Below are 25,812 nucleotides of genomic sequence, written 5' to 3' on the forward strand. Positions count from 1 at the left end.
TCTGGTTGCGGTGGGTGTGCTGGAGGTCAGTCGCTGAAGATGGTCGGGCCGAGGGCGCGCATCAGTCGCTGACCCACCACCAGTCGCCGGACTGGGAGAACGGAACGTCGGTGTAGAAGTTGGCCTTCTCCACGCCGCCGTCCGCTCCGCAGTTGCCGTCGGTGTTGGCGACGATGTGCGTGGTGCCCTTCCACCACCAGCCGGACAGGTAGTTGTTCGTGCTGGGGGTGTTGAAGCAGTGCACGGTCCAGTCGCCGTTCTGGTTCTGTCCGGAGATCTGGACGGAGTAGACGGTGCCCTGGCGGTCGTTGAAGGCGATCTGCTGCCCGTTGGTGCCGGCGAACGCGGGCGCGGCGGTCAGGGCGGTGAGGGCGGTGGCGGTGGCGAGCGCCCCGCCTATCGCTGCTGTGGTCCTGCGAAGGTTCACCGGGGCTCTCAGAGGTCGTAGATGGTGTACCAGTCGGAGGACTGGGACACGGGGATGCTGAAGGTCTCGGGGCTGGGCTCGATGGCGGTTCCGTTGCAGCCGGACTGCGGATACCAGGTGACCGAGAGGTCGTACTTCCACCAGTAGCCGCTGATGTAGTTGTCCGTCTTGGGGGTGTCGAAGCACCCGGCGACCGTGTGGCCGTCCTGGTTGGTGCCGTACAGGAACACCGAGTAGACGTCGCCGCGCTGGTCGTAGAAGCGGATCTGCTGGCCGTTGGTCCCGGCGGAGGCGGGGGCGGAGGCGAGGAGGAGAGCGCCGGCGCCCAGTGCGAGTGCGGCGCCTGCCTTGGTGAGGTTGCGGATCACGGTCAGTCCCATACCTGGTAGTAGTCGCTGGACCAGTTGGTGGGGACGGTGAAGCCGAAGTTGTACAGCTCCGCGGAGCAGGCCGAGCCGGCGTAGCCGGTGACGGCGACGGTTCCCTTCCACCACCAACCGGACAGGTAGTTGTCGGTTGCGGGGGTGCTGAAGCAGTGGCTGACCTGCTGGCCGTCCTGGTTGTGGCCTGAGATCAGGACCGAGTAGGTGTCGCCGCGGTCGTCGGTGAAGAGGATCTGCTGGCCGTTGGTTCCGGCGGAGGCCGGGGCGGCGAAGCCGGTGGCGAGGACGGCGGCGAAGGCGGCTGTGGTGATGCCGCGTGCGATGGTGACTCGCAGGGACATGATTTGTCGGTGTCCTGTGCTCGGATGGAGTGGGTCAGTCGCTGACGAGGTACCAGTCGGACGGCTGGCTGACGGGGATGTCGTTGCGGGTGGACCAGATGGCATCGCCGTTGCAGTCGGACCGGTTGAAGCCGACGACGGAGTTCTGGCCCTTCCACCACCAGCCGGACACCCAGGTGGTTTCACCGGGGGTGTTGACGCAGTGGGTGACCTGCTGGCCGTACTGGTTGAAGCCGTTGATCCAGATCGAGTAGACGGACGACTGACGGTCGAAGAACTCGATCTGCTGGCCGTTGGTGCCTGCGGAGGCGGGTGTCGCGGTCGCCACGAGTGCCAGAGCGGCACCGGCGACGGAGACGGCGGCCGCGCCGGTTCGGGAGCGGAGCGACGAGAACATACGGAGTCCCCCTTGCGATGTGGTCGGCTGACGCGGGTCGTGGCGGCCGGGCCGGAACGGGCCGGGCCGGGCCGCGGTGACGAGCTCGCGAAAGGAGACTAGGCAGCGGGCGAGCACCGGACTGTGCGGCGAGTGCGGGCCTCCTTGACGCTGAGCGCGCGGAACTCGGTCGGGCTCATTCCGTAGGCCTCCCGGAAGGCACGGCTGAACACGGCCGGGCCGCTGAACCCCCAGCGGGCGGCGATCACCGCGATCGGATGCTCAAGGAGACCGGCCTTGCCGAGGTCGGCCTGGCACCGCTCCAGGCGGCGCCGCCGGATGCGGGCCTGGACGGTCTCCCCCGTCCCTTGGAAGAGCTGGTGGAGCGTACGGACCGAGATGTTGTGCCCGGCCGCGATCGTGGCGGGGGAGAGGTCCGGATCGCCGAGGTGGTCGTCGACGAAGGTGTGGATGCGCCGGAGGAGTGCCTGCGTGCGCGCCTCGGCGGGGAGCTGTTCCTCGACGTCCAGGTGCTGCGCCAGGCCGGCCGCCAGCAGGTCGACGGCGATCGAACCGAGCCGCCCCAGCTCCCGCTGCGACGCGCACTCGGCGGCGTGTGCTTCCAGGGACCGCAGGAAGCCGGCCAGGACCGCCGCCGTGCCGCGATCGCCCGGTATGCGGCGGGCCAGCAGGCGGTCGGTGTGGTGTGCGCCCAACGGAAGGACGTGCCGGGGCAGTTGGAGCATCAGCAGCTCGACCGAGCGGGCGCGTACGGGTATCACCGCCTCGGACGGCCGCGAGGTGTCCCAGAACACGAAGTCCCCGGCCGTCACACCGCAGTCGTTGCGGTGCTGGGAGAAGGACGCCGCACCCGCGCGGATCAGCCCCAGCTGGTACTGCTCGGGGTCACCTCGCCGGATCAGGGCCGGCGTGCGTCTCGACCGCAGCGGCGAGAACGCGAACCTCGCCACCCTGACGTCCTCCCCCAGCGCCAGCACGGCCGCCTCCGCCTCGAAGTCGGCGGGGCACTCGGAGCTGAGCGCGGTGGGGATCACCTCCCGCGAGACGAGGTCCGAGAACCAGTCGAACCGCTCTCGCGGTGGGAGTGCTCCCGATGACAACCTCGACCACATGGCGCCCCCCGGCCGCTCGTCTCAATGATCAACGAGCATGCAACGCCTCCGCGCCGGCCGCCGCATGGTTGCCGCGGCGTGGCGCGGTGACCTGCGCCTCCCTCAGTGCCTCGCCTTGACCCCGCTGACGAAGGCGGACCAGGCGGGGGCCGCGAAGAGGAGGGCGGGGCCGGTGGGGTTCTTGCTGTCGCGGACGGGGACGAGGGGGAGAGCGGCGGTGCCGGGGTCGGCGACCTCCAGGCATTCGCCGCCGTCAGGGTTGCTGTAGGAGCTCTTGCGCCACGTGACGTTGCTCAGGTCGACGGATCGCACGCTGCTTCCTCCAACATCTGCATGATGAACTTCCGTGATTCTGCCGGGGAAAGGGCCAGATCACGGACCTGATCGTACGCGAGCTGAAGTCGCTCGACCGAGGCCGTTTCCTCGACCAGATCGCCCGAGTGCGCGGTCTCCACCCATGCCACGGTGCGGCCGTCCGTGAGCTTCAGGAACATGCTTTGCGTGTTGGTCAGGGCAGGCAGCCCTGCGGAATGCCGCAGGACCTGGATCGTCACATTGCGGCGTTCGCCCATCTCCAGCAGATGCTCCAGCTGTTCGCGCCATTCCTTTCGGTCGCCCAGGGGCGTGCGCAGGACGGTCTCGCACAGGATGGAGCGGAACGTCGGAGCGGCGTCCCCGACCAGCAACTCGCGACGCCCTATGCGGGCGTCGACCTCGCGGGTCAAGGCGTCGCCGCTCGCGCCGCCCAGCGCGAGTACGTCGCGCGCGTAGGCCTCGGTCTGCAGCAAGCCGGGCACGATGCTCACCGCGTAGTGCCACAGGCTCAGTGCCTCGGCCTCCAGCGCCATGTACCGCCGATACCGCTCCTTGAACTGCGACTGGTCGCCCGCCGCCAGCTCCCACAGCACCAGTAACAGGTTCGGCGTCCCGTAATACGTGTCCAAGCCCTGGACGACCTCCGGGCCGCCCAGCGTCTCGCCCTTCTCCATCTTCGAGAACAGTGTCGCGTCCCAGCCAAGCGCCGACCCCAACGCCCGGAAGCTCAGCTTGCGTTCCAGCCTCAGATGTCGCAGCTCCTCCGTGAAACGCTTGCGCGGCTCCTGGCTGCGGCCGGTGACCACTCGTCTCGGTGGCATCAGCACTCCTTACCGGAAGGTGTGGAAGTACCGGAACTTCGACGGGGAACTACGGCCGCGAAACCGGCTTCCCCAACCTGCCCCGGGTCCATCCTCGACATGCCCCATCACGGAGGGTAGTCCAACAACAGGAGCAGTTGTCATGGAGTGCGGCGCTTTTGTGTACGACGAAGTCGCTTGTGTGGTAGGGGAGTTCCGGGGCCACGCCGGACCCTACGTGATGCTCCGGCCCATCGGTGGCGGGCGCGAGTGGCAGGCTGACCCCGCGTACATCCGGCTCGCGACGTTGGACGAGCGGCTGAGTGCCGGGGTGCGGGCGGTGAACGAGCGGGCGCGGGCGGCGGCGGTGGCGTTGCTCGATGTGCAGTTGCCGCCGCCGCCCGAGCCCGTACCGGGGTGTGCGGAGTGTGACGGGCTTGACGGGCGACGGCGGGCGGCCAGGGTGGCGTACGACGGGAGCGCGGAGGCGGACGCGAACGTGCTCCTTCGCCGGCATCTGGCGAAGGAGCACGCGGGCGCGGGCGAGGGTCAGGCGAACTGGCCGACCCGGTAGTCGCCGCCGGGGACCTGGAGCAGGACGTTCATGCGGTTGAACGCGTTGATGAGGGCGATCAGGCCGACGAGGCCGAGGAGCTGCTCCTCGTCGTAGTACTTGGCGGCGTTCTGCCAGACGTCGTCCGGGATGCCGGTGCCGTCGGCGATACGGGTGCCGAGCTCGGCCAGTTCGAGCGCGGCGCGCTCGGCGTCGGTGAAGACGTTGGCCTCGCGCCAGGCACCGACCATGATCAGCCGCTGCGTGGTCTCACCGGCCGCCTCGGCCTCCTTGGTGTGCATGTCGAGGCAGAAGGCGCAGCCGTTGATCTGGCTGGCGCGGATCTTCACCAGTTCCTGCGTCGAGACGGGCACGCCGGACGCGGTGACGGCGTTGCCGGCGGCTGCGAGGTGCTTGATGAGCTTGCCGGCGGTCGGGCTGGTGAAGGGGTTGACGCGGGGTTCCATGATGGGCTCCTTTGTGCCGTTCTCATCGTCGCTACACCCCTATGACGAGATGGCCGGAGCGTGTGTGACAGCCTCCGATGTGACCTGGGTCACGTGGTGGAGCGGCCGCCGTCACCACGGGAGAGCTGGCCCACCAGCATGGTGACGAGGCCGGCGAGGAGAAGCACGCCGCCGATCACGGTTCCCGACGCCTTGGCGGCGGAATCGCTGATCACCAGCCCGAAGACCAGCTGCCAGCAGAATGCGAAGGCCACGACGAGCTGGCCCCAGCCGTAGACGCGGGTGTTGCGGACATGGCGGCGGTTCATGGGAAGCACCCAGCCGCGGGTGACGGCGGCGATGCCGGAGGCGACGAAGAGCAGGGCCGCGAGGACGAGCGGTATGGCGAGGTACAGGTTCATGGTTTCTCCCCCTGGGCGGCGGGCCCGTGCCCGCCGACGGCGTGATCATGACACCGGTCGTGGCGCGGGGGGAAGGGCCTGGGCCATGTGGCGGAGGCGGATGGGAAGCGCGCGACGTGCTGCTGGAAGGCCGGCTGCTCCGGCTCGGTCTGGAGGCGGCGCTCAGCGGCGAGTTTCTCCGACTTGAGGACTATTCGTCGCGGAGTGACGCGTCGGTGTGTCCGCCTGACCGGCACCGGCCCGCTGTGGCTTGATCGTTGGGCGCGGTCCCGGGCAGGGGCCGGAACGTCCACCCCATTCGGCATCCCCCGTCGAGGAGTCCCGAGCGTGAGACTGACCATGCATCATGCGGTATCCCCACGACGTGGCGCCGGGACCACAGCCGAACGGCTGCGGCATCCTGTCCGGCGCAGCGCCGTCCTGCTCGCGACGGCGGTGCTGCCGGCGGCGTTGGTGGGGCCCCTGGCCACGCCCGCAGAGGCGGCGCCCGTGAGCGTCACCTTCACCCCTGGCGCCAACCAGCCCTTCACCGTCCCCTCCGGTGTCACCCAGCTGACCATCACCGCCACTGGCGCCGCGGGGCAGAACGGGACCACCGGAGGCGTGGGCGGCGCCGGCTCCACCGTCACCGGCACCGTCAACGTGCCGTCGGGCACCACCACCCTCTACGTCAACGTCGACACGGGCGGAGGCACAGCGGGCGGCTCGTTCCAGGAGGGCGGCGCCGGCGGGGGAGCCAGCGACGTGCGCACCTGCGACTCCACCAACCCCAGCTGCTTCCTCACCGGCAACACGGCCACCGACCCCCGGCTGATCGTCGCGGGCGGCGGAGGAGGCGGAGGAGCCGGCAATGACCTGTACCCCGCCCCCGAGGCGACCGGAGGAGACGCCGGAGTCACCGGCCAGACGGGTGGCAGCAGGCCCAACGGCGGCGGAGGGGGAGGCGGCGGAACCCAGACGACCCCCGGCGCGGGTGGAGCCGCATGCGCCTACGTCGGCCCCGTGACCAGCACACCCGGCGCCCCCGGTGGCGCCGGTACCGGCGGCAATGGCGGTGACCCCTACTCCGCCGGAGGCGGCGGAGCCGGCTGGTTCGGCGGCGGGGGTGGCGGCGGCTGCAACGCGATTGGCGATGGGACCTATGGGCCCGGAGGCGGCGGTGGCGGGTCCAACCGCGTCCCGGCGGGCGGTACCTCCGGACCCGCCACCGGTCCGGCCTCGGTGACCATCACCTACGAGCAGGCGGGAGGGAACAACGGGGGAGGCAACGGCTCCGGCTCGATCCTGCCCATCAACCTCAGCGGCATCCTCCCGATGTTCAACAACATCAGCACCAGCAACAACATCAACAGCCCCGGCGCCGGCAACACCACCACGCAGAAACTGAACACCCCCTGAAGCACGGCCCACCGCGTCACGAGCGTTCGTACGCGGTGAAGGGAGGGTCCGACGCGTAACCAGGGCGGGCGGCGATGAGCAGGCCCTGGTACTCGAAGATCGTTTCCGCCGACACGTCGTCGTGGAAGTCACGGACGTCGCGTTCCTTGCCGGTGGCGGCGTCGAAGACGTACAGGTCCTCGTCCGGGACCGGCGACGTCGCGCTGCCCCTGGCCAGCACCGTGATCGTGCCGTCCTGAAGGGTCAGGCCGAGGCCCGGTTGGTCGTCGAGGTCGGTTCTCCACGCCAACTGGCCGGTGGCCAGGTCGAAGGCGACCGCGCGGTGGCGGGTGCCGCCCTTCTTGTAGTAGCCGGCCAGAGAGTAGAGCCTGGTGTCGTCCACCGCCGCCACGGACATCTTGTCGTTGAGGTCGCCGTAGTCGCCGCGATAGTCGATGGGCGGATGGGGCCGGCCGTCTTCGCCGAAGGAGTAGTACGCCCCGATCTCCGAGTCGCCGGAGTACGAGGCGGAGACGACCAGCGGGTCGGCCGAGACGACGGACGCGCGCACGTCCCACCTGACCGCCTCGCGGTCGCCGAGCGGGGTGGACCACAGGAGCGCGCCGGTAGCCGGGTCGAAGGCGGCCGCGTGCAGTTCGGCGTCCTCGGGTATGCCGTTGCTCCGCGGCTTCCCGGGGCCGCAGGCGAGGAGGGCGGCGACGTGTCGCTCGGCGGGCGCGGCTTCGCCCGGGACGCAGTTCTTGGGGACGGCCGCCGTCCAGCGGGACCTGCCGGTGCGCACGTCCACGGCCCGCAGGCCCTTGTCGGCGAGCACGGCCAGACCGCCTCCCGCGGTCACCGGGGCCTGATGGAGGCGGCCGTTGTCGGAGTCGGCGGGGATCGGGACGTGCCAGATCTCGCGACCGTTCTTCATGTCGATCGCGGCGGCGGTGGTGCACAGTTCGCGCTTGGCGGAGGCGGGCCGCTTCTCGTCGTCGCGTGCGACGAGCAGGATGGCGTTGTCGGTGTCGGCCTCGGCGGTACAGATCTCGGAACGGCCGGGCGGCCGGTACTCCCAGACCCGCTTGCCGGTACCGGGGTCGTAGCCGGTCACCGCGTCGAAGCGGCTGCGCACCAGGGTGTCACCGGCCAGCCAGGCCCCGTTGCCGTGCTCGGAGTCCTTGCTGTCCGCGGGAGTCTCCCACGCGATGTCCATCGAATCGCCCGGGAAGCGGCCCGTGAGGGCGAGGCATCCGGCGGTGACCGAGCCGATCAGGACCACGGCCGCCCCGCCCATGAGCAGCATGCAGCCGATCCGCCCTCCACGCGAAGGCGCGTCGTCGTTCGTTCCCGCAGCCATGGCCGCTCCCCCCTGGTGCGACGCTGCCGGTGGAGAGGCGTGTCGTCGCGCGCTTTCCCGACGCGGAGATCATAGATCCGGGGCCGTCGGGCTGCGCCAGACCGCCAGGCCGTGTATCGGAGGTGAGACGTGCGCATAGGGTTTCGGCATGTCACTGGGTCGCATAGTCCTCACCTCCGGTCGTTCGATCCGGCTCACCGAGCTGCGGATGTCTTCGACCTACGCGGGGATGCTGGAGGGCTACCCGTGCCAGCGCGTCAACGACCGGAAGATCGATTGGTTCCAGCGGCTGGCGGAGCGCGCGTATCCCTCCCTGCCGGTGCATTGTGTCCCGCCCTCCCGCGAGCACCCGGACGAGTCCGCCGGCGCCTTCGGTCCCGTTGAGGTGCTGCCCGCCGTGGCCTGCGTCGGTGTCTTCGACTCCATGGCGCTCGACCCGGCGATGGACGGTTCCACCCTCGTCGTCACCTGGTTTCAGCCGGCGCCGGTGGTACCGGCGGGTGAGGACGCTGATCCTGGGCTTCGCGGCATTCGGTGGGAGGAGCTGGCCCAGGACTACGAGCTGTAGCGACCGGACTCGTCGATCACCCGAGGCCGCGCTGGACCGGCGTCGCTTCCCTCTCGTGCGGCCTCGGCGCCTCCGCGGGCTCGCCCTCCCGCCCCGGGTTCCGCCGCCGACGCCGGTCCCACAGCACCCATCCCGCGAGCGCCAGCACCGACGCGCCCGCCCCCGCCAGCCCCAGCCGCAGGCCCGGGGGCCGGAAGTCGCAGGTCACCTCGTGCTGGTCCGCGGTCACCGGGGCGGCGACCAGGCCGCCGTACGACAGCGCCGGGGCGCCGTCGCAGCGCCAGCCGGGGATGCGCGGGGCGGAGAGGACGAGGGTGCCGGTCGTGCCGGGACGGAGGGTGGCGTGGAAGCCGGTGGAGGTGACGTCGATCGCCGTCGGGGCCGTGGCGCGGAGGGAGGCGACGGCGGCGGCGAGGCGCGCGTGGTCCAGGCAGGCGAGTTCGCTCTTCGGGGGGATCGAGGGGCGGAGGCCGGGCACCTTCTGGGTGCCCAGGGACACCAGCGCCGCGCGCCACTTGGGCAGCTGGCCGCGCATCTTCACCGTGCGGTCACCGAGGGCGGCCGGGCCCGTGTGGTCGGGGGACCAGAGGAAGACCTCGGTGCCGACGCGGCAGGCGCCGGAGGCCGTCGGGGGCTCGTACACCCGGGCGCCCAGGAGGAGTTCCTGGTTGCGGAAGGGGGAGGGGCCGTAGACCGGGGGCGGGCCCGGGGGCCGTACCGTCACCAGCGGGGCCGCCGGGCCCGTACGCACGAGGGCGCCGTCCCGCAGGCGCGCGCCGACCGCGAACAGGGCGTCCGTGACCGGGTTGTCGAGGCTCTGGAGGTTGCGGCCGCGGGAGGTCCAGCCGACGCCGAGCGCCGCCATGGTCCGGGTCAGGACGTCGGGCGTGAGGCTGCTGTAGTAGGAGCCGCCCTGGCCGCCGAGCATCATCGGCTCGTTGCCGGTGGTCTGCGGGCGGCCGGAGTCCACGCGGTACGCGGGCCAGCCGTCCGCCCCGGCGAGCGCGTCGTACCGCCGGGTGTCGGCCGCGCTCCACGGCGGGTAGTCGTCGAGCCGCCGCAGCCGCTCCTTGTCACCCCACGCCGTCGTCGCCGCGGCCTGCGCCACGAGGACGGCCGCGAGCAGGGGCAGGGCCAGCCGCCGATGCCGTACGAGGACGAGCACGACCGCGAGGCCCGCCGCGAACAGGATCCAGCCCCACGGCGTCGCCTCCCCGCTGCCGAGCGCCGCGAGCGCGAGCACCCCGACCACGGCCACGCCGCCCAGCACCGACCGCCGGTCCGGCAGGCCGTCCGCGACCGCCGTCCACGCGGCGATCACCAGCACACCCGCGAGGACGAAGGTCTGGCGGTACGGGCTGCCGTTCGGCGTCGCGAAGACATGCCACACCAGGTGCGTCGGCCCGAACTGGAACGACAGCGCGACCCCCGCCACCACCGCGGGCCACAGCCACCGGCGCCGGAAGAGGAGAGAGGCGGCGAGCACCGGGACCGCCGTGAACACGAAGAGAGCCGGGGTGGAGAAGCCGTACGTGGCGGGCATCAGGCGGGCCGCCAGGTCCGCGCCGCCGGCCGGTGCGAAGTCCCGGACGACGCCGGGGTACGCGTACCGCGTCCCCAGGAACACCGGCACCAGGACCGGCGTCGCGAGACCGACGCCGAGGAGCACGGTCAGCGCGCCGCGCAGGATCACCCGCCATCGCGGGGCCGTCACGATCAGGACCAGGGCCGCGCCGAGCGTCGCCATGTACGCGGTGTAGAAGTTGGCGGTCCAGCAGACCGCGACGACCAGCGGGCCGAGCAGTGGCCGCCGCCCCTCCCGTACCCACACACCCACCAGGCACAGGAGCGGGAACGAGATCAGGCCGTCCATCCACATGGGGTTGTAGACGGCCTCCAGGATCGCCCAGCCGCACAGGCCGTACGCCGCGCCGAGCACCCCCGCCGCCCACCAGGGCGCCCGGCCGCCGCTCACCGGACGCGACGCCGGCTGGAGCCGGGGCAGCAGGAAGGCCATCGCCGCGGCCGCCGTCGCCGTCTTGAGGAGCGTGATCGCGTACAGCGCGTACGCCAGGTCCGCGCGCGGCGCCAGGGCCACGAGCGGCGCGAACGGGCTGGTCAGATACGTGGCCAGATCGGGCAGGAAGCTGGTGCCCCAGCCCGACTGCCAGTTGAGAAGGAGCCCGCCGTCGGCCCGCCCGTGCAGCAGGTCCCACAGGCGCGCGTGGAACGGCAGGAACTGGTTGCCCAGGTCGTTGACCGCGCGCCGGTGGTGCCCGAACGGGAAGGTGGTGGCGACCGCGTCCCCCGCGCACACGGCGACGACGGCGAGAAGCGCCGCCAGGCCGGGCGCACCAGCGCGGCTCTCCCTGATCCTGTTCCTGATGTTCATCGTGGTGTCGAATATGACAGGGCCGATCACGAAATCGTCCACGGCGCCGGGCAGTTCATTCAATGGTCGCCTCGTCGTCACCGGTGGAATCCGGCGGCGACATCCGGACCGGTTGTCGTGTGGTCCGTGCTGCTCTCGATCGTGGTTCCGTGCTTCAACGAAGAAGAGATCATCGGTCGCTTCCATGACCATGTGACGGCCGAACTCTCCCGCTTCGACGGAGAATTCGAGATCGTCTACGTGGACGACGGAAGCCGTGACCGGACGCTCCTCCTTCTCGAAGGGATCGCCGAAGGCGATCCCCGGGCGCGCTATGTCTCCTTCAGTCGAAACTTCGGCAAGGAGGCCGCCATGCTGGCCGGCCTCCAGCACGCGGCCGGCGACGCCGTCGTGATCATGGACGCCGACCTCCAGCACCCGCCGGAGCTCGTGCACCGCATGCTGGCGCTGCACACCGAGGGATACGACCAGGTCATCGCCCGGCGCACCCGCACCGGCGACCGGGTCACCCGCACCCTGACCGCCCGCGCGTACTACTGGGCGATCAACCGCCTGGTGGACGTCGAGCTGGTCGACGGCGTCGGCGACTTCCGGCTGCTCTCCCGCCGTACAGTCGACGCCATTCTCGGACTGACCGAATACAACCGTTTCTCCAAGGGACTCTTCGCCTGGGTCGGATTCAAGTCCACGACCTTCGAGTACGAGAATGCGGTGCGTGAGCAGGGACGTTCGAAATGGACGTTCGGAAAGCTGCTCAACTACGGCCTCGACGGTCTTCTCTCCTTCAACAACAAGCCGCTCCGGGCCGCCGTCTATCTCGGAATGACCCTGGTCTCCGTGGCATTCGCGTACGCCGCCTGGATCGTCGGTGTCGCCCTGGTGAACGGCGTGGACACACCCGGTTATGTCACCCTGCTCGTGACGGTCACGGCGCTCGCCGGCGTCCAGATGGTGATGCTCGGGCTCGTCGGCGAATACGTCGGCCGCATCTACTACGAGGTCAAGCGGCGCCCGCACTACCTGGTGAAGGCGACCAACACGGCCGTGCCGCGCGCGCGTACCGGCGACAAGGAGCTTCTGCGCCGATGAGGTCGATGAGGTCGATGAGGTCGGTGAAGACGGTGAAGACGATGAAGACGACCTGGCAGGTGGTGCGGTTCGGACTGGTCGGCGTCGTCAACACCGGCACGTACTACGGGCTCTACCTGCTCTTCGGGCTGTGGGTGCCGTACATCGCCGCCCATGTCCTCGCCTTCGCGCTGTCCATGGTCGGCTCCTTCTTCCTCACCTCGTACTTCACCTACCGCACCCGCCCCACCTGGAAGAAGTTCCTGCTGTTCCCGCTGACCAACGCGGCGAACTTCGTCATCACCACGGTCGGCGTCTACGTCCTGGTCGACCTCATGGACGTCGACAGCACCTACGCGCCGCTGCTCGCCGCCGCGGCCGCGATCCCCGTCACCTTCGTTCTCTCCCGGACGATCATGCTGGGACCCGACACCACCCGAACACGTGAGTCGTTGACCGAGTCGACCGAATCGACTGAAGCGACCGAATCGACCGAGCCAGTCGTCGCGAAGTAGGGCGAAGGAGTGGCCCGGGCCGCGGCGACTGCCTAACATCGATCACCGCACGGTCGTTCCACTGACGCACGACCCACGCCGGGAGGCTCCTTTGCACCGCCGCACAGCGCTCTCCGTCTCCGCCGCCGCCGCTCTGCTGGCCGTGGCCCCGCTCCTCACCGCCTGCGGCAGTGACGCCCACCCGGGCGCGGCGGCCGTCGTCGGCGGGCAGCGGATCGAGGTGTCCAGCCTCCAGGCCCAGGTCAAGGACGTGCGCTCGGCGCAGCAGGCCTCGCCGAACGCGGCGCAGCTGATCAACCAGACCGGCGACCTCAGCCGCCAGAAGCTGCACGACATGATCTTCGACAAGGTGGCGGAGAAGGTCGCCGAGAACAACGGGGTCACCGTCAGCCGCGCCGAGGTCCAGCAGGCCCGCAGCGACTTCGTCCGGCAGAGCGGCGGCGAGGAGCAGATGGCGACCGCCCTGCTCCAGCAGCGCGGCGTGGCGCCCGGCCAGATCGACGACGTCGCCCGCCGCGCCGTGCTCATGAACAAGATCGCGGCCACGCTCGGCGTCACGAACACCGCCGAGGGCCAGAAGAAGCTCCAGGAGGCCTTCAGCAAGGCGTCCAAGGAGCTGAGGATCGATGTGAACCCGCGCTACGGCAGCTGGGACGACGAGAAGATCCAGCTCGGTACGTACACGGCGCCGTGGGTCCGGCAGATCAGCAGGCCGGCTGCCGTGGAGGCCGGCGCCTGACCGCGCTCCCTCGTCGGCCCTCGGCGCTCCTCGGCGACCGTCGGCGACGACGTAGGGTCGAGGGGTGAACGCTGAGAACCCTGGTCGTATCGTCCTGCTCACCGCCAGCCACCGGGTGGCGCCCGGGCTGCTCTCCTGGCCGGCCTGGCAGGCGCTGCACGCGGCGGACCGGGTGCTCTGCCCGGACGCGGACCACCCCCAGCTGCCCTATCTGAAGGAGGCCGGGGTCGCGGTCGAAGTCCTGCGGCCCGCCGCCGAGGAACTGGTCGAGGCCTGCGCCGGGGGCCGCACGGTGCTCGTGCTGCCCTCCGGCGAGGGCGACCAGGCGCTCACCGACGGCCTCGCCCGGCTCGCCGGCTCCGGCCGGGTCACCATGCCCGACCTGGAGCTGCTGCCCGGCTCGTACGACCTGCCCGGCGCCCGTCTGCTCGACCTCGTCCAGGTCATGGACCGCATCCGGCGCGAGTGCCCGTGGTCCTCGCGCCAGACCCACGAGGGCCTCGCCAAGTACGGCATCGAGGAGGCCTACGAGATGGTCGAGGCCATCGAGGACGGCGACCGCGACGCGCTGCGCGAGGAGCTCGGCGACGTGCTGCTCCAGGTGGTCTTCCACGCCCGGATCGCGGAGGAGGACACCGAGGAGCCGTTCTCGGTCGACGACGTGGCCGGGACCATCGTGGCGAAGCTGATCCACCGGCATCCGCATGTCTTCGGCGACGCGACCGCCGAGACCCCCGAGGACGTCAAGGAGCACTGGCTGCGCACCAAGGCGGCGGAGAAGCAGCGCGAGTCGGTGACGGACGGCGTCCCGCTCGGCCAGCCGGGCCTCGCGCTCGCGTCGAAGCTCGCGGGCCGGGTACGGACCGCGGGTCTGGAGGTGCCGCTGCCGGCCGGTGACGGCATCGGGTACGAGCTGCTCGCCCTGGCGGTACGGGCGGAGGCCGCCGGGGTCGACCCGGAGGCGGCGCTGCGCGCGGCGGGCCGGATCTACCGGGACGCGATCCGCGCGGCGGAGGGCGTGGACCCCCTTTAGGGCTCGCGCGGGGCGCGGGCCTCGGGGTTGTGCCAGTGGAGCCGCGGCGGGTCGATCAGCCACTCCGCGCGGGTGGCGGGGCGGGTCGGGAAGCGGGCGGCGGGCGGCAGGAGGTCGTGGAAGATACGCGCCGGGTCCGTGCCGAGTGCGGCCAGCTCCTCGGTGACCTCGCCGAGGAGGCCCGGCGGGCCGGCCAGGTAGACGTCGTGGGCGGGCCAGTTCACGCCCGCCCGCAGGGCCTGGACCAGGCGGTCGGTGGCCTGGTCGCGGGGGCGGCCGGGGGCCGCGGTGATGCAGGTGACGCGCAGACCGGGGAGCAGCCCGCACAGGCGCTGCGCCTCGGCCCGCCCGTACAGGTACTCCTTGGCCCGCGCCACCATGAACAGGCGCCCCTCAAGGCCGGGTTCGTCCCGGGCCGCCTCTTCGAGCAGGGCCCGCACGGGTGCCCAGCCGGTGCCGCCGGCTATGTAGGTGCGGGGTTTGCCGGGCGGGGTGCGGGCCGTCAGAGCGCCGCCGGGGGAGCTCAGGCGCAGCGTCTCGCCGACCCGTAGGCGCTCGGTCAGGGCCGTGCTCATCAGCCCGCCGCGTATCCGGCTCACGTGCAGGTCGAGGGTGCCGTCCGGGCGCGGCGCGTTGGCCAGGGAGTAGGTGCGCCAGACCCGGGGCACATGGAGGGTGCTGACGCTGACGTACTGCCCGGGGGCGTACGGGTACGGGCGGCGCGGGCGCAGGGTGAGCAGCGTCAGGTCCTCCCCGTACCGCTCGTGTGCGACGACGTCCGCGTCCCACCACGCGGGCTCCCCGGCCGTGACCGATTCCTGGGCGCCGGCCAGCATCAGCTCGGCGACCCGCCCGTACGCCTCGGTCCACTCCTTCTCCGCCTCGATCGTCCAGGCGGCGCCGGCGGTGTGCGCGAACGCGGCGAGCAGGCTGGTGCCGACCACGCTGTAGAGCGCGGGCGTTGCGAGGAACTTGCGGTGGTCCCGGCCCAGTTGCCCCAGGTAGTGCGCGAGCTCCGGGTCCTCCAGGCGCGTGACCACATGGGTGAGCGCGGCGAACAGCCGGTCCCGCTGGGGCGCCAGGTCCTCGGGGAACAGCTCGCGCACGCCGGGGTTGTGCCAGAAGAGGTGCGAGTAGAAGAACGCGACGGCGTGCTCGGCCCGCCGTTCGACGACCGCGAACACACTCCTGAGCAACTGGGCATCCACGCCGTGAATCTAAGCCACACAGTGTCACCGCACGTGCGGACTTCGTGATTCTCCGGCGCGGTCGGCCCGTCGTATGTCAGCTTCGTGCGTCGGGTGGCCGCGGCGGCGAGCTCCCGGGCACCGGGGCTCAGGCCTGAGCGCCCCGCCGCCGGTTCACGGCGGTGAGATCGATGTCGATCTCGAACGGAAGGGTGACCTTGAGCCGGTCGTGGTGGATGCCGGTGACCGCGTACATGTTGGTCGCGGGGTCGAGCTCGTACACGAACACGATGGGCTGTCCGTCGTTCCTCTCCACCCGCCAGAAGTGCGGGATGCGCGCAGCGGCGTACTTACGGGGCTTGATCTCCCGGTCACGTTCGAGAGATTCGGTGGACACGATCTCCACGGCCAGGACGATGTCCTCGGGCTTGAACCAGGTCTGATCGGGGTCATCCGCGCCGAGGCGGACGACCATCAGATCGGGTTCCGGCCGGTCCCGATCCCCCAGTTTGGTGGTCATCTCCCGCACGACATCGAGATCCGCTGGCGCCTGCGCCCGTAGCGTGCTCACCAACAGGTCTGTCGTGGCCATGTGGAAGTAGGTCTGCGGACTCACGAAGAACAGTCCTCCGTCGATCAGCTCGGTGTGCGGCGGGAGACCCGGAATCCGGTCGAGGTCGTCCGCAGTCCACCCACCGGCCGGCGGCGTCGGAAATACGTACTGCTCTACCCGCTCATCATCGGCTGCGGCACTCATCAGCGCTCCCATGCGACGGAGTCTGGCGCGTACGGTAAGCGTACCCACCAGGAACGCGAGAGGGTCCGCCGAACGAGTGAGCCGTCGGCGGAGAGCACCTTGTTCGTGGTCATGGCGACCTAGAACCGGACGGGGAGCTCCCGCAGCCCCCGCATGATGAGCCCGCCCCGCCAGCGCAAGTCCGAGGGGTCCACCGCGAGCTGCAGATCTGGAAGCCGGGTCAGGAGCGTGCGGAGCCCTATCTGGCCTTCGAGGCGCGCGAGAGGGGCCCCGAGACAGTAGTGGATGCCGTGTCCGTAACCGAGGTGCTGGTTGTCGCGCCGTGCGAGGTCGAGAGTGTCCGGTCCGTCGAAGCGTGCCGGGTCCCGGTCGGCGGCGGCGAGCACGACGAGGACCGGATCGCCGGCGGGGATGTCCTGCCCACCGATGGTGAGGCCCGTGGTCGCGTACCGCCAGGTCGCCAGCTCCACCGGCCCTTCGTAGCGGATCAGTTCCTCGATGCCTGTTTCGAGTAGACCGGTCTCTCCGGCTGCCAGGGACGCTCGCAGCCGCGCGAGCTGTCCTGGGTTGCGGAGCAGTGTGTAGGCGCCGTTGCCGAGGAGATTGATGGTCGTCTCGAAACCGGCGAACAAGAGCACGAAGCACATGGCCGTGGCCTCGTTCTCGGTGAGATGGTCGCCGTGGTCCGAAGCGCGGATGAGCCCGGAGATCAGGTCGTCACCGAGATGCTCCCGCTTCCTGTGGATCAGCTCGGCAAGATAGCCGCGGATCTTCTTCACGGAACGGGCCACCCCGCCGCGCGGCCCGCCGCCGTGGCGGATCATCATTCCGGCCCAGTCGCGGAAGTCGTCCTGGTCCTCAGGAGGCACGCCGAGCAGGTCGCAGATCGCGTAGATGGGCAGTGGGAAGGCGAACTCGTGGATGAGGTCCGCGCTTCCCCGTTTCTCGAAGCCGTCGATGAGTCGGTCCGTCAGCTCCTGCACCCGGGGTGCGAACTCGGCGATTCGGCGCGGGGTGAAGGCCTTCGACACCAGCCGGCGCAGACGGGTGTGGTCCGGTGGGTCGATGTTGAGCAGATGCGTCATCAGGCCGGCGCTGCGCTCGCCCGGGATCCCGGTCTTGCCGGGTTCGGCGTGGTGTACCGGATTCTTCGACAGCCGCTGGTCGGCAAGAGCCTGGCGGGCGTCCGCGTACCGTGTCACGAGCCAAGCGTCGACCCCGCTGGGCAGTCTGGTCCGATGCACGGGCGCGTGCTCGCGCAACCAGGCGTACGCGGGGTACGGATCGGCGGCGAACTCCCAGCTGAAGAGGTCCGGCGGCTCGGGGACTGATCGGTCATGCATGGCTTCGACCGTATCCCGACGCCGGCGATCGCCCGATTCGGCCTTGGTTTCCTCTTTCGCCGTTTTCTCCTCAGGGGCCTGCCTGGCGGCATACACTCCCTGAAACGATCAAGGCCCCGCGCCGGCAGCGCAGGGGCCTCAACCTGCCTCGCGGGTCTCTGACCACCCCGAGGTACGGCCACTCTGGAGGGAGTGACATGCCCATTCTGGCACGCCCGCGCCCGCATGCGGCAGCGGCGATCACCGTCGCCGTGTACCGACGAGTCTCGACAGCGGATCAGCTCGACGGATTCGGCCTCGAAGTCCAGTACGCACTCTGTAACGACTGGCTCACCCGCAACCCCGAAGCAGTCGTCTTCGGTGACTATGCGGACGAAGCCGTGTCCGGCACCCTCGAATCCCGCCCGGGCATGGACCACCTCGTCTCCGATGCTGCCGAAGGCGGCTTCAACCGCATCCTCGTCCCCTCCGTCGACCGCGTGGGTCGTACCGCCCGCACCGCCTTCAACTGGGCCTGGCAGATGGGAGACATCGGCATCCACTTCATCTCGGCCAAGGAGGGCATCGACACCAGCACTGACGAAGGCTGGCAGATGTTCGCCCAGTACGTGCAGTTCGCTGAGATGGAATGGCGCCGGATCAAGGAGCGCACGTCTGCCGGAAGGGAACTCAAGATCAGCTACGGCGGCTGGCCCGGTGGCCCCGCCCCGTACGGCTATCGGATCGCGAATGACGAGAGCAGCGGCATCGGGCGCAAGAAGATGTCCGTTCTCGTCTCCGACGACCGCGAAGCCATGACTCTCTCCTTGGCGATCAGGTTCATCGTCGACGACGGCATGAACTTCACTGAAGCCGCCGGGAAGCTCAACCGTTGCGGCTTCCTCACTCGCAGTGGCGTCCCCTGGAGCGCCGCCAACCTGCGAAGCCGCCTCCGCCATGAAAGTCTGCATGACGGCTACGTGCTCTACCGCAGGACCGATCGCGGCAAGGGCAGGAACACCACCCTCCGCCATCACGACGGCACGCCGGTCCATGGTGACCAGGTCAAGATCGGTGTCCCCCGTATCGTCACCGCCGAGCGTGCCGAAGCCCTCGCGGCGGCCATGTCCGAGATCGGCTTCCGGAACGGCCGCAACAAGGACCGTGTCTACCCGCTCAGTGGTCGCATCCAGGGGCACTGTGGACTCGTCTTCACCGGAAGCAACCAAGGCTCCGAAGCGCACCGCGGCTACCGCTGCCAAGGTCTCACCCCGAGGAAGGGCAAGGAGACGGGGACCACGGCCAAGTCCTGCGCCGAGCCGTACTTCAATGCCGAAGCGATCGAGAAGGCGGTCTGGGACGAACTGGGGACGTTCCTCAAGGACGAGATCCGTTTCCACGCCGCGGTGAAGAAGTGGGTGCTCAGCCTGCCCGGCGACAAGGAGAGGTACGCCGCCCGTGTGCACGAGCTGGAGCGCGAGATCAATGAGCAGGAACTGCTGATCCGCACCGAAGTCCCGAAGTACATCCAGGCCGGCATGGATCCCGCCGTTGCCACCGCCGCTACGCGGAGACTCCAGGACGAGATGGATGACATGGAGGAGCAGCGCAAGATCGCCAAGGAGTGGTTGGACAACTACAAAGAGCTGGAGGGGCGGGCCCGCAACCTGGCCGCGCTCGTGACCGGCGCCGAGGGCCGGTTCGACGGCATGACGCTGGAGGAGAAGAAGGAGGTGTTCGACATGCTCGACATCCGCGTCACCTTCGGAGATGTCACCCACCTTCAGAAGCCCGGCCTCCAGTGCCAGGTGACCGCCTGGCACTGGGACAACGACGTGCTCGTGCCGCCAGACCCCACGGACGAGGAGTGGCAGTCGGTTGTCGCGGTGGTGAAGCCTCGCTTCGCAGCCAGGCACTTCACGAGCAAGTACGACATCCACGAGCAGTTCAAAGGGATGCTTCATCGCCTCCGTCACGGCCTGTCCTGGGCCGAGATGCCGGACACCTGGGGACCAGCCGGCGCGGTGCGCGAGCGGCAGCTGGCCTGGTGGAAGCGGGGGGTGTGGCCTGTGGTCATGGAGGTGCTCCATGCCAAGGAGCGGGGTGTGCCCGCGTACCGGCGGCCGACCCTCCCGCAGCTGTTCGTGACTGGTCGGCTCAGGGACGACCCCCTGGTCCGGACGATTTGTCGCCCCTGAACCTCCCGCCGGACCTGCGACTTGGGGCCGATCCGGCGGAACTGCGGTGGCGCGGTGGGCTGATCATGCGTGGCCTGCGCACGCTTCCGGTGGAGTTCAATGTTTCCCACAAAGGCGCCCGTGGCTGACGGACCGTCAATACTGTGATCTTCGCGTGATCCCCGCTGCATCGACTTGTGATGTGCGTTCGAATGCCGCTACTTTCACCGGCAGTCTCAGCAGTCACGCGAAAGGCACTCCGTATGCGCTCCGGGAACGGACGTCACCGCAGACCCCGCCAGGCCCCCGCGCTCGTCGTCGCAGCGGGTGTGACCGGATCGGCCATGGCGCTGCCGCTGCTCGCCACCGGTTCCGCCTCCGCCGCCGACGCCCAGACCTGGGACCGGGTGGCCGAGTGCGAGTCGGGGGGCGCGTGGAGCGCCAACTTCGGCAACGGGCTCTACGGCGGCCTCCAGTTCACCCAGGAGGGCTGGGAGAAGCACGGCGGCCTGGCCTACGCGCCGAGCGCGGACCTCGCGAGCCGCTCCCAGCAGATCGTCGTCGCGGACAAGGCCTTCGCCGCCGGTGACACCCAGTGGGCCACCTGCGCGCCGATCGCCGGCCTGAAGAAGGACGGCAAGACCCCCGGCGTCGACCCGGGCCCCGGCGTCACGCCCAAGGAGTCCACCGGCCCCCGGCCGGAGTCGAACCGCACCGACGGCCTGCCCACCACCGGCGCCACCGAGGGCGGCGACGCCCAGGGCCTGTTCCGGGGTGTCACCCAGACCCCCGCGTCCCCCTCGCCGTCCGCCTCCTCCTCCACTCCGGCGTCCCCGAGCGCCACCGTCACCCCGACGGCCCCCGGCACCTCCACCACGCCCGGAATGCCCGTAACGCCGGGTACGCCCGATGTGTCCGAGACCCTCCCCGGCACTCCTGGTGTCACCGATGCGACCGGCGCGGGCAAGCACCGTGGTGACGCCGCGACGGATGAAACCGGCAACTCGGACACCGCGCGCGAATCCGGACGTCACGCCGCCCCGTCCGACGGGGTGGCGGGCGACGCAACCGGCGGCGGGAGCGCGGCCGGTGCGGCCGAGGGCTCCGTCACGGCAGACAAGACGGACAAGGCGGACGAATACACCGTCAAGCCGGGTGACAGCCTGTCGGACATTGCACAGGACAACGGTCTGCACGGCGGCTGGGCGGCCCTCTATGACGCCAACAAGGAGACGGTCGGGGCCGACCCCGACCTCATCCTCCCTGGTCAGAGCCTTGAGTTGGGGCTCGGCGCAAGCGACTCCCAGGGGTAGTTCGGGACTGAATGTCCGGTTCTGCTCCAGTGAGACATGAGTCTCTCTTGCCGAACTGGCGTGTCACGCCCGCAAACTTTGCTCACCGCACTCCCGACCTGCGCAAACAGGGCCTGACGGAGTGCAAGTAAGGGCGATTTTTCCGGGTTGAGGGTCTTTGAACTTCCCCCGGGTCTGTGTCTACGGTCAGGACCGCTCGCCACCGCGGGCCCCGTCGACCGGAACGCCGAGTCCTGCCGCCGATCCGATGGGAACAGTCGTCGCGCAAGCGCCGAAGGCAGGAGCGGGGGACCCAAGGTAAGTGCCGGTCCCGGCCGTTGAGACAGACGGCCGACGACCGGCTTGGGGTGAAGCCGCGTGCAAGGACACGCGGCCGGGCAACTCACTCGCCCGAACCCGACAGCTCACCTCGCAGGCGTCGGTGAGGAGAACTTCCATGCTGCTTTCCGGCAAGGGCAAACACCGTCGTGCCGCCAAGGCCACCCGCTTCGTCGCACTCGCCGGCGTCGCCGGTGTCGCCGTCGCCGCCCCGCTGCTGACCGCGGGCTCCGCCTCGGCCGCCACCAGCTCCGAGTGGGACGCCGTCGCCCAGTGCGAGTCCGGCGGCAACTGGTCCATCAACACCGGCAACGGCTTCTACGGCGGCCTGCAGTTCACCAACTCCACCTGGGCCGCGTTCGGTGGCACCGCCTACGCACCGCGCGCGGACCTCGCCTCGAAGTCCCAGCAGATCGCCATCGCCGAGAAGGTCCTCGCGGGCCAGGGCAAGGGTGCCTGGCCGAGCTGTGGCGTGGGTCTCTCCAGCGCCTCGTACGACGGCGGTGCCGCCGAGGCTCCGGCCCCGGCCCCGAAGCCGGCCGCGCCGAAGGCCACCACCCAGCGCGCCGCCGAGCAGCCGGCCACCCGCAGCGAGAAGCGCACCGCGCCGAAGCCCGCGGCCAAGACCGTCACCACCCCGACCGGCAAGAAGGTCAAGAAGGGCGACGGCGAGTACAAGGTCGTCTCCGGCGACACCCTGAGCAAGATCGCCCAGGCGCACCACGTCAAGGGTGGCTGGGAGAAGCTCTTCCAGCTGAACAAGGACATCGTCCAGGACGCCGACCTGATCTACCCGGGTCAGCAGCTTCACCTGAAGTAAGGAAGCAAGGAAGGAAGGAACGAGAGGACGGTCCGGCGGCCGTCCACTCCCTCCCCTCCCTCCTCGCCCTCCCCGCGGTGACCGGGAGACCGGCCCGGAGCATCCCGCTCCGGGCCGGTTTCGTACCCGCCGGTAGCCAGGTCTTTCGTCCTTGTATGCCTGCCGTTGGGTCCTTTTTCGTCCCAGGGGGCGGGCGCCCGGCTGGCTGGAGCCCCCGAGCCGGTTAGGCTCTTGTCGCAAGGCGAACGAGACCTTGCCGCATGCGTCACACCCAGCGTCACATCCCAGAAGGAGATGCTCGTGCCGTCCATCGACGTCGTCGTAGCCCGGGAAATCCTGGACTCCCGAGGCAACCCCACGGTCGAGGTCGAGGTCGGCCTCGACGACGGCAGCACCGGTCGTGCTGCCGTTCCGTCCGGTGCCTCCACCGGTGCGTTCGAGGCCCTCGAGCTTCGCGACGGTGACCCCAACCGCTACCAGGGCAAGGGTGTCGAGAAGGCCGTTCTCGCCGTCATCGAGCAGATCGGCCCGGAGCTCGTCGGCTACGACGCCACCGAGCAGCGCCTGATCGACCAGGCGATGTTCGACCTGGACGCCACCCCGGACAAGTCCTCGCTCGGCGCCAACGCCATCCTCGGTGTCTCCCTCGCCGTGGCGCACGCCGCCTCCGAGGCCTCCGACCTGCCGCTCTTCCGCTACCTCGGCGGCCCGAACGCGCACCTGCTGCCCGTTCCGATGATGAACATCCTGAACGGCGGCTCGCACGCCGACTCCAACGTGGACATCCAGGAGTTCATGATCGCGCCGATCGGCGCCGAGTCCTTCTCCGAGGCCCTCCGCTGGGGCACCGAGGTCTACCACACCCTCAAGTCCGTCCTGAAGGGCAAGGGCCTCTCCACCGGTCTCGGCGACGAGGGCGGGTTCGCCCCGAACCTGGAGTCCAACCGCGCCGCGCTCGACCTCATCCTGGAGGCCATCAAGCAGGCCGGCTACGTCCCGGGCAAGGACATCGCGCTCGCGCTCGACTGCGCCGCCTCCGAGTTCTACAAGGACGGCCTGTACGAGTTCGAGGGCAAGTCCCGCTCCGCCGCCGAGATGACCGAGTACTACGAGGAGCTCGTCGCCTCGTACCCGCTCGTCTCCATCGAGGACCCGCTGTTCGAGGACGACTGGGCCGGCTGGAAGGTCATCACCGACAAGCTCGGCGGCAAGGTGCAGCTCGTCGGCGACGACCTCTTCGTCACCAACCCGGAGCGCCTCGCCCGCGGCATCGAGGAGGGCTCCGCGAACGCCCTCCTGGTCAAGGTCAACCAGATCGGCTCGCTGACCGAGACCCTGGACGCCGTCGAGCTGGCCCAGCGCAGCGGCTTCAAGTGCATGATGTCGCACCGCTCCGGCGAGACCGAGGACGTCACCATCGCCGACCTCGCCGTCGCCACCAACTGCGGCCAGATCAAGACCGGCGCCCCGGCCCGCTCCGAGCGCGTCGCCAAGTACAACCAGCTGCTGCGCATCGAGGAGATCCTCGACGACGCCGCGGTCTACGCCGGCCGCAGCGCCTTCCCGCGCTTCAAGGGCTGAGCCTTTCCGTAAGGCAGCTTCCGTACGTCCCCGCACTCGGTCCCGTACCGTGTGCGGGGACGCACGTTTGACCAGGGGAGGCGCAGGACATGGCCGTGAAGAACCGGGACCGGTTCTCGACCGCTACCCGGATCAGGCTGCTCGGCGAGCAGACCGCCGCCCGTGTCTACCGCTCCCAGACCCGCCGTCAGGCCCGCCGCTCCCGGCTCACCGGACGCGCGGCCTTCCTGGCCCTCGTGGTCTGCTCGCTCGTGGTGGCGCTCGCCTACCCGATGCGGCAGTACGTCTCCCAGCAGGGCGAGATCGCCGACCAGGAGCGCAAGGCCGCCGAGGCCGCCCGCCGGGTCGAGGAGCTGCGGGACGAGAAGGCCCGCCTCCAGGACCCCGCCTACGTCCGGCGCCTCGCCCGTGAGCACCTGCACTACGTGATGCCCGGCGAGACCGGCTTCACCGTGAACGACCCCGACGCGGAGCAGCGGCCCCGCGCCGACCAGGAGGCGGCGGACGACCGCCCCTGGTACGACAACCTGTGGGACGGCGTCGACAACGCCGACCGCCACTGAGCAACCAGGATCGATGATGGAAACGCCCCCTCCGCAGACCGAACGCACCGAGCCCACCGACGCGGACGTCGCCGCGTTCGAGGCCCAGCTCGGGCGGCCGCCGCGCGGCCTGCGCGCCATCGCGCACCGCTGCCCGTGCGGCAACCCGGACGTCGTCGAGACCGCGCCGCGGCTGCCCGACGGCACGCCGTTCCCGACCACGTACTACCTGACGTGTCCGCGCGCCGCCTCCGCCATCGGCACCCTGGAGGCCAACGGGGTCATGAAGGAGATGCAGGCCCGGCTCGCCACCGACCCGGAGCTCGCCGCCGCCTACCGGGCCGCGCACGAGGACTACATCGCGCGCCGCGACGCGATCGAGGTCCTGGAGGGCTTCCCCAGTGCCGGCGGCATGCCCGACCGGGTCAAGTGCCTGCATGTGCTGGTCGGCCACTCGCTGGTGGCGGGACCGGGCGTGAACCCGTTCGGCGACGAGGCGCTCGCGATGCTGCCGGAGTGGTGGGCGAAGGGGCCGTGCGTCACCCCGTGTGCCGACAAGGCGGAGGAAGAAGAGGAAGAAGGGGACGAGAAGTGACCCGGGTCGCCGGAATCGACTGCGGTACGAACTCCATCCGCCTCCTCGTCGCCGACGTGCACCCTGAGACGGGCGAGCTGATCGAGCTCGACCGGCGGATGACGATCGTCCGGCTCGGCCAGGGCGTCGACAAGACCGGCCGGCTCGCGCCCGAGGCCCTGGAGCGGACCTTCGCCGCCTGCCGCGAGTACGCCGAGGTCGTCAGGGAGCTGGGGGTCGGCCCGGAGCGGCTGCGCTTCGTCGCGACCTCCGCCTCCCGCGACGCCGAGAACCGCGAGGACTTCGTCAAGGGCGTCGTCGGGATCCTGGGCGTCGAGCCCGAGGTGATCACCGGCGACCAGGAGGCCGAGTTCTCCTTCACCGGCGCCACCGGTGAGCTGCACGGCGCCGACCGGCGTCTGGTGGTGGACATCGGCGGCGGCTCGACCGAGTTCGTGGTCGGCAACAAGCACGTCGAGGCGGCTCGCTCCGTCGACATCGGCTGCGTCCGCCTCACCGAGCGGCACGTCCGGCACGACCCGCCGACGGCCGAGGAGATCGCCGCGATCCGCGCCGATGTGCGCGCCGCGATGGACCTGGCCGCCGGGACCGTGCCGATCACCGAGGCCGAGACCCTGGTGGGCCTGGCCGGTTCGGTGACCACGGTCGCCGCCATCGCCCTCGGGCTGCCGGAGTACGACTCCGAGCGCGTCCACCACTCCCGTATCTCCCGCGCGCAGGTCGACGAGGTGGTCGCCCGGCTGCTCGGCTCCACCCACGACGAGCGCGCCGCGATCCCGGTCATCCACCCCGGGCGGGTCGACGTGATCGTCGCCGGAGCCCTGGTCCTCGCCGAGATCATGGAGCGCACCGGAGCGGCGGAGGTCGTGGTCAGCGAGCACGACATCCTCGATGGGATCGCGCTATCCGTCGCATAGCGGTCGGCTATGAGCCCCTGTGAGAGGCCTGCCAG

General features: G+C 70.2%; 28 protein-coding genes and 1 riboswitch. Of the genes, 14 read left to right on the forward strand and 14 right to left on the reverse strand.

The genetic code is table 11. The annotated features are described in order from the left end of the window. Window positions 1-61 precede the first annotated feature (61 nt). The 7 genes from AB0C73_RS20460 to AB0C73_RS20490 form a co-directional block, all read right to left on the reverse strand. The gene (locus AB0C73_RS20460) at window positions 62-427 is read right to left on the reverse strand and encodes a hypothetical protein (RefSeq protein WP_362531852.1); all 366 of its coding nucleotides are present in this window, start codon (window positions 425-427) and stop codon (window positions 62-64) included. A gap of 8 nt (window positions 428-435) precedes the next feature. Then, complete coding sequence (locus AB0C73_RS20465; protein ID WP_362531855.1) at window positions 436-807, reverse strand: hypothetical protein; 372 nt, start codon at window positions 805-807, stop codon at window positions 436-438. Continuing rightward, window positions 798-1,151, reverse strand: coding sequence for a hypothetical protein (locus AB0C73_RS20470; protein WP_362531858.1), 354 nt, complete (start codon window positions 1,149-1,151; stop codon window positions 798-800). Before AB0C73_RS20470 ends, AB0C73_RS20465 begins: the two co-directional genes overlap by 10 nt. 34 nt (window positions 1,152-1,185) lie before the next feature. Further along, the gene (locus AB0C73_RS20475) at window positions 1,186-1,548 is read right to left on the reverse strand and encodes a hypothetical protein (RefSeq protein WP_362531860.1); all 363 of its coding nucleotides are present in this window, start codon (window positions 1,546-1,548) and stop codon (window positions 1,186-1,188) included. Window positions 1,549-1,646: 98 nt separating this feature from the next. Continuing rightward, window positions 1,647-2,660 carry a helix-turn-helix domain-containing protein gene (locus AB0C73_RS20480; RefSeq protein WP_362531862.1) on the reverse strand — a complete coding sequence of 338 codons (1,014 nt, stop codon included), beginning with the start codon at window positions 2,658-2,660 and terminating at the stop codon, window positions 1,647-1,649. Between the two features lie 102 nt (window positions 2,661-2,762). Continuing rightward, window positions 2,763-2,972, reverse strand: coding sequence for a DUF397 domain-containing protein (locus tag AB0C73_RS20485; protein WP_362531864.1), 210 nt, complete (start codon window positions 2,970-2,972; stop codon window positions 2,763-2,765). Beyond that, window positions 2,954-3,796: a helix-turn-helix transcriptional regulator gene (locus AB0C73_RS20490; protein ID WP_362531867.1), complete on the reverse strand. Its 843-nt coding sequence runs from the start codon at window positions 3,794-3,796 to the stop codon at window positions 2,954-2,956. Before AB0C73_RS20490 ends, AB0C73_RS20485 begins: the two co-directional genes overlap by 19 nt. Window positions 3,797-4,016: 220 nt before the next feature. Here AB0C73_RS20490 and AB0C73_RS20495 point away from each other — a divergent pair, with 220 nt between their 5' ends. Further along, window positions 4,017-4,349: a hypothetical protein gene (locus AB0C73_RS20495; RefSeq protein ID WP_362531870.1), complete on the forward strand. Its 333-nt coding sequence runs from the start codon at window positions 4,017-4,019 to the stop codon at window positions 4,347-4,349. On the opposite strand, the gene AB0C73_RS20500 is transcribed toward AB0C73_RS20495, so the two are convergent. Next, entirely contained in the window at window positions 4,325-4,795 is a 471-nt protein-coding gene (locus AB0C73_RS20500) for a carboxymuconolactone decarboxylase family protein (protein ID WP_362531873.1), read from the reverse strand. The genes AB0C73_RS20495 and AB0C73_RS20500 overlap by 25 nt on opposite strands. An 89-nt stretch (window positions 4,796-4,884) precedes the next feature. Continuing rightward, complete coding sequence (locus AB0C73_RS20505) at window positions 4,885-5,196, reverse strand: hypothetical protein (protein WP_362531876.1); 312 nt, start codon at window positions 5,194-5,196, stop codon at window positions 4,885-4,887. Between the two features lie 489 nt (window positions 5,197-5,685). On the opposite strand from AB0C73_RS20505, the gene AB0C73_RS20510 reads away from it, so the two are divergent. Next, the gene (locus AB0C73_RS20510) at window positions 5,686-6,594 is read left to right on the forward strand and encodes a hypothetical protein (protein ID WP_362531878.1); all 909 of its coding nucleotides are present in this window, start codon (window positions 5,686-5,688) and stop codon (window positions 6,592-6,594) included. Between the two features lie 16 nt (window positions 6,595-6,610). Here AB0C73_RS20510 and AB0C73_RS20515 read toward each other — a convergent pair whose 3' ends face one another. Next, window positions 6,611-7,933: a PQQ-binding-like beta-propeller repeat protein gene (locus AB0C73_RS20515; protein WP_362531881.1), complete on the reverse strand. Its 1,323-nt coding sequence runs from the start codon at window positions 7,931-7,933 to the stop codon at window positions 6,611-6,613. A 148-nt stretch (window positions 7,934-8,081) separates the two neighbouring features. On the opposite strand from AB0C73_RS20515, the gene AB0C73_RS20520 reads away from it, so the two are divergent. Then, window positions 8,082-8,501, forward strand: coding sequence for a hypothetical protein (locus tag AB0C73_RS20520; protein ID WP_362531883.1), 420 nt, complete (start codon window positions 8,082-8,084; stop codon window positions 8,499-8,501). A 16-nt stretch (window positions 8,502-8,517) separates the two neighbouring features. Here the strand turns inward: AB0C73_RS20520 and AB0C73_RS20525 are convergent, their stop codons facing one another. After that, window positions 8,518-10,935: a YfhO family protein gene (locus tag AB0C73_RS20525; protein ID WP_362531886.1), complete on the reverse strand. Its 2,418-nt coding sequence runs from the start codon at window positions 10,933-10,935 to the stop codon at window positions 8,518-8,520. An 84-nt stretch (window positions 10,936-11,019) separates the two neighbouring features. Here AB0C73_RS20525 and AB0C73_RS20530 point away from each other — a divergent pair, with 84 nt between their 5' ends. From AB0C73_RS20530 to AB0C73_RS20545, 4 genes are all read left to right on the forward strand, one after another. After that, window positions 11,020-11,982, forward strand: coding sequence for a glycosyltransferase family 2 protein (locus tag AB0C73_RS20530; protein ID WP_362531888.1), 963 nt, complete (start codon window positions 11,020-11,022; stop codon window positions 11,980-11,982). A gap of 41 nt (window positions 11,983-12,023) precedes the next feature. Continuing rightward, window positions 12,024-12,476: a GtrA family protein gene (locus tag AB0C73_RS20535; RefSeq protein ID WP_362532054.1), complete on the forward strand. Its 453-nt coding sequence runs from the start codon at window positions 12,024-12,026 to the stop codon at window positions 12,474-12,476. A 91-nt stretch (window positions 12,477-12,567) separates the two neighbouring features. Continuing rightward, the gene (locus AB0C73_RS20540) at window positions 12,568-13,215 is read left to right on the forward strand and encodes a SurA N-terminal domain-containing protein (RefSeq protein WP_362531891.1); all 648 of its coding nucleotides are present in this window, start codon (window positions 12,568-12,570) and stop codon (window positions 13,213-13,215) included. A gap of 64 nt (window positions 13,216-13,279) precedes the next feature. Next, the gene (locus tag AB0C73_RS20545; RefSeq protein WP_362531893.1) at window positions 13,280-14,248 is read left to right on the forward strand and encodes a nucleoside triphosphate pyrophosphohydrolase; all 969 of its coding nucleotides are present in this window, start codon (window positions 13,280-13,282) and stop codon (window positions 14,246-14,248) included. On the opposite strand, the gene AB0C73_RS20550 is transcribed toward AB0C73_RS20545, so the two are convergent. The 3 genes from AB0C73_RS20550 to AB0C73_RS20560 all read right to left on the reverse strand — a co-directional run bounded on the left by AB0C73_RS20550 (window position 14,245) and on the right by AB0C73_RS20560 (window position 17,535). Beyond that, window positions 14,245-15,456: an FAD-binding oxidoreductase gene (locus AB0C73_RS20550; RefSeq protein ID WP_362531896.1), complete on the reverse strand. Its 1,212-nt coding sequence runs from the start codon at window positions 15,454-15,456 to the stop codon at window positions 14,245-14,247. The two genes, AB0C73_RS20545 and AB0C73_RS20550, sit on opposite strands and share 4 nt — an antisense overlap. Before the next feature lie 127 nt (window positions 15,457-15,583). Continuing rightward, window positions 15,584-16,204: a Uma2 family endonuclease gene (locus AB0C73_RS20555; RefSeq protein WP_362531899.1), complete on the reverse strand. Its 621-nt coding sequence runs from the start codon at window positions 16,202-16,204 to the stop codon at window positions 15,584-15,586. 107 nt (window positions 16,205-16,311) lie between these two features. Beyond that, a complete protein-coding gene (locus tag AB0C73_RS20560) occupies window positions 16,312-17,535 on the reverse strand; it encodes a cytochrome P450 (protein ID WP_362531902.1) in 1,224 nt (407 codons plus the stop codon). Between the two features lie 197 nt (window positions 17,536-17,732). Between AB0C73_RS20560 and AB0C73_RS20565 the strand changes: the two genes are divergently transcribed. The 7 genes from AB0C73_RS20565 (at window position 17,733) to AB0C73_RS20595 (ending at window position 25,777) form a co-directional block, all read left to right on the forward strand. Then, entirely contained in the window at window positions 17,733-19,712 is a 1,980-nt protein-coding gene (locus tag AB0C73_RS20565; protein WP_362531905.1) for a recombinase family protein, read from the forward strand. Between the two features lie 242 nt (window positions 19,713-19,954). Next, window positions 19,955-21,004: a transglycosylase family protein gene (locus tag AB0C73_RS20570; protein WP_362531907.1), complete on the forward strand. Its 1,050-nt coding sequence runs from the start codon at window positions 19,955-19,957 to the stop codon at window positions 21,002-21,004. Between the two features lie 259 nt (window positions 21,005-21,263). Beyond that, window positions 21,264-21,437, forward strand: a riboswitch (cyclic di-AMP (ydaO/yuaA leader). Window positions 21,438-21,440: 3 nt separating this feature from the next. Further along, window positions 21,441-22,142, forward strand: a complete 702-nt coding sequence (locus tag AB0C73_RS20575) for a transglycosylase family protein (protein ID WP_362531910.1) — start codon at window positions 21,441-21,443, stop codon at window positions 22,140-22,142. Between the two features lie 294 nt (window positions 22,143-22,436). Beyond that, window positions 22,437-23,723, forward strand: a complete 1,287-nt coding sequence (gene eno / locus AB0C73_RS20580; RefSeq protein ID WP_362531913.1) for a phosphopyruvate hydratase — start codon at window positions 22,437-22,439, stop codon at window positions 23,721-23,723. An 89-nt stretch (window positions 23,724-23,812) separates the two neighbouring features. Next, window positions 23,813-24,286: a septum formation initiator family protein gene (locus AB0C73_RS20585; protein ID WP_362531915.1), complete on the forward strand. Its 474-nt coding sequence runs from the start codon at window positions 23,813-23,815 to the stop codon at window positions 24,284-24,286. Window positions 24,287-24,302: 16 nt separating this feature from the next. After that, on the forward strand, window positions 24,303-24,860 hold the full coding sequence (locus AB0C73_RS20590) for a DUF501 domain-containing protein (RefSeq protein WP_362531918.1): 558 nt from the start codon (window positions 24,303-24,305) through the stop codon (window positions 24,858-24,860). Next, window positions 24,857-25,777, forward strand: a complete 921-nt coding sequence (locus tag AB0C73_RS20595) for a Ppx/GppA phosphatase family protein (RefSeq protein ID WP_362531921.1) — start codon at window positions 24,857-24,859, stop codon at window positions 25,775-25,777. Before AB0C73_RS20590 ends, AB0C73_RS20595 begins: the two co-directional genes overlap by 4 nt. Window positions 25,778-25,812: the final 35 nt, after the last annotated feature.

The sequence above is a fragment of the Streptomyces sp. NPDC048623 genome (assembly GCF_040650755.1).
GTDB lineage: Bacteria > Actinomycetota > Actinomycetes > Streptomycetales > Streptomycetaceae > Streptomyces.

What these genes read in the sequence shown, in the direction of transcription:
- AB0C73_RS20465 (WP_362531855.1), bottom strand. Translation starts at nt 807, where the DNA reads ATGGGACTGACCGTGATCCGCAACCTCACCAAGGCAGGCGCCGCACTC.
- AB0C73_RS20535 (WP_362532054.1), top strand. Translation starts at nt 12,024, where the DNA reads ATGAAGACGACCTGGCAGGTGGTGCGGTTCGGACTGGTCGGCGTCGTC.
- eno (WP_362531913.1), top strand. Translation starts at nt 22,437, where the DNA reads ATGCTCGTGCCGTCCATCGACGTCGTCGTAGCCCGGGAAATCCTGGAC.
- AB0C73_RS20570 (WP_362531907.1), top strand. Translation starts at nt 19,955, where the DNA reads ATGCGCTCCGGGAACGGACGTCACCGCAGACCCCGCCAGGCCCCCGCG.
- AB0C73_RS20575 (WP_362531910.1), top strand. Translation starts at nt 21,441, where the DNA reads ATGCTGCTTTCCGGCAAGGGCAAACACCGTCGTGCCGCCAAGGCCACC.
- AB0C73_RS20515 (WP_362531881.1), bottom strand. Translation starts at nt 7,933, where the DNA reads ATGGCTGCGGGAACGAACGACGACGCGCCTTCGCGTGGAGGGCGGATC.
- AB0C73_RS20475 (WP_362531860.1), bottom strand. Translation starts at nt 1,548, where the DNA reads ATGTTCTCGTCGCTCCGCTCCCGAACCGGCGCGGCCGCCGTCTCCGTC.
- AB0C73_RS20585 (WP_362531915.1), top strand. Translation starts at nt 23,813, where the DNA reads ATGGCCGTGAAGAACCGGGACCGGTTCTCGACCGCTACCCGGATCAGG.
- AB0C73_RS20505 (WP_362531876.1), bottom strand. Translation starts at nt 5,196, where the DNA reads ATGAACCTGTACCTCGCCATACCGCTCGTCCTCGCGGCCCTGCTCTTC.
- AB0C73_RS20520 (WP_362531883.1), top strand. Translation starts at nt 8,082, where the DNA reads ATGTCACTGGGTCGCATAGTCCTCACCTCCGGTCGTTCGATCCGGCTC.
- AB0C73_RS20470 (WP_362531858.1), bottom strand. Translation starts at nt 1,151, where the DNA reads ATGTCCCTGCGAGTCACCATCGCACGCGGCATCACCACAGCCGCCTTC.
- AB0C73_RS20590 (WP_362531918.1), top strand. Translation starts at nt 24,303, where the DNA reads ATGGAAACGCCCCCTCCGCAGACCGAACGCACCGAGCCCACCGACGCG.
- AB0C73_RS20480 (WP_362531862.1), bottom strand. Translation starts at nt 2,660, where the DNA reads ATGTGGTCGAGGTTGTCATCGGGAGCACTCCCACCGCGAGAGCGGTTC.
- AB0C73_RS20565 (WP_362531905.1), top strand. Translation starts at nt 17,733, where the DNA reads ATGCCCATTCTGGCACGCCCGCGCCCGCATGCGGCAGCGGCGATCACC.
- AB0C73_RS20495 (WP_362531870.1), top strand. Translation starts at nt 4,017, where the DNA reads ATGCTCCGGCCCATCGGTGGCGGGCGCGAGTGGCAGGCTGACCCCGCG.
- AB0C73_RS20555 (WP_362531899.1), bottom strand. Translation starts at nt 16,204, where the DNA reads ATGGGAGCGCTGATGAGTGCCGCAGCCGATGATGAGCGGGTAGAGCAG.
- AB0C73_RS20560 (WP_362531902.1), bottom strand. Translation starts at nt 17,535, where the DNA reads ATGCATGACCGATCAGTCCCCGAGCCGCCGGACCTCTTCAGCTGGGAG.
- AB0C73_RS20500 (WP_362531873.1), bottom strand. Translation starts at nt 4,795, where the DNA reads ATGGAACCCCGCGTCAACCCCTTCACCAGCCCGACCGCCGGCAAGCTC.
- AB0C73_RS20490 (WP_362531867.1), bottom strand. Translation starts at nt 3,796, where the DNA reads ATGCCACCGAGACGAGTGGTCACCGGCCGCAGCCAGGAGCCGCGCAAG.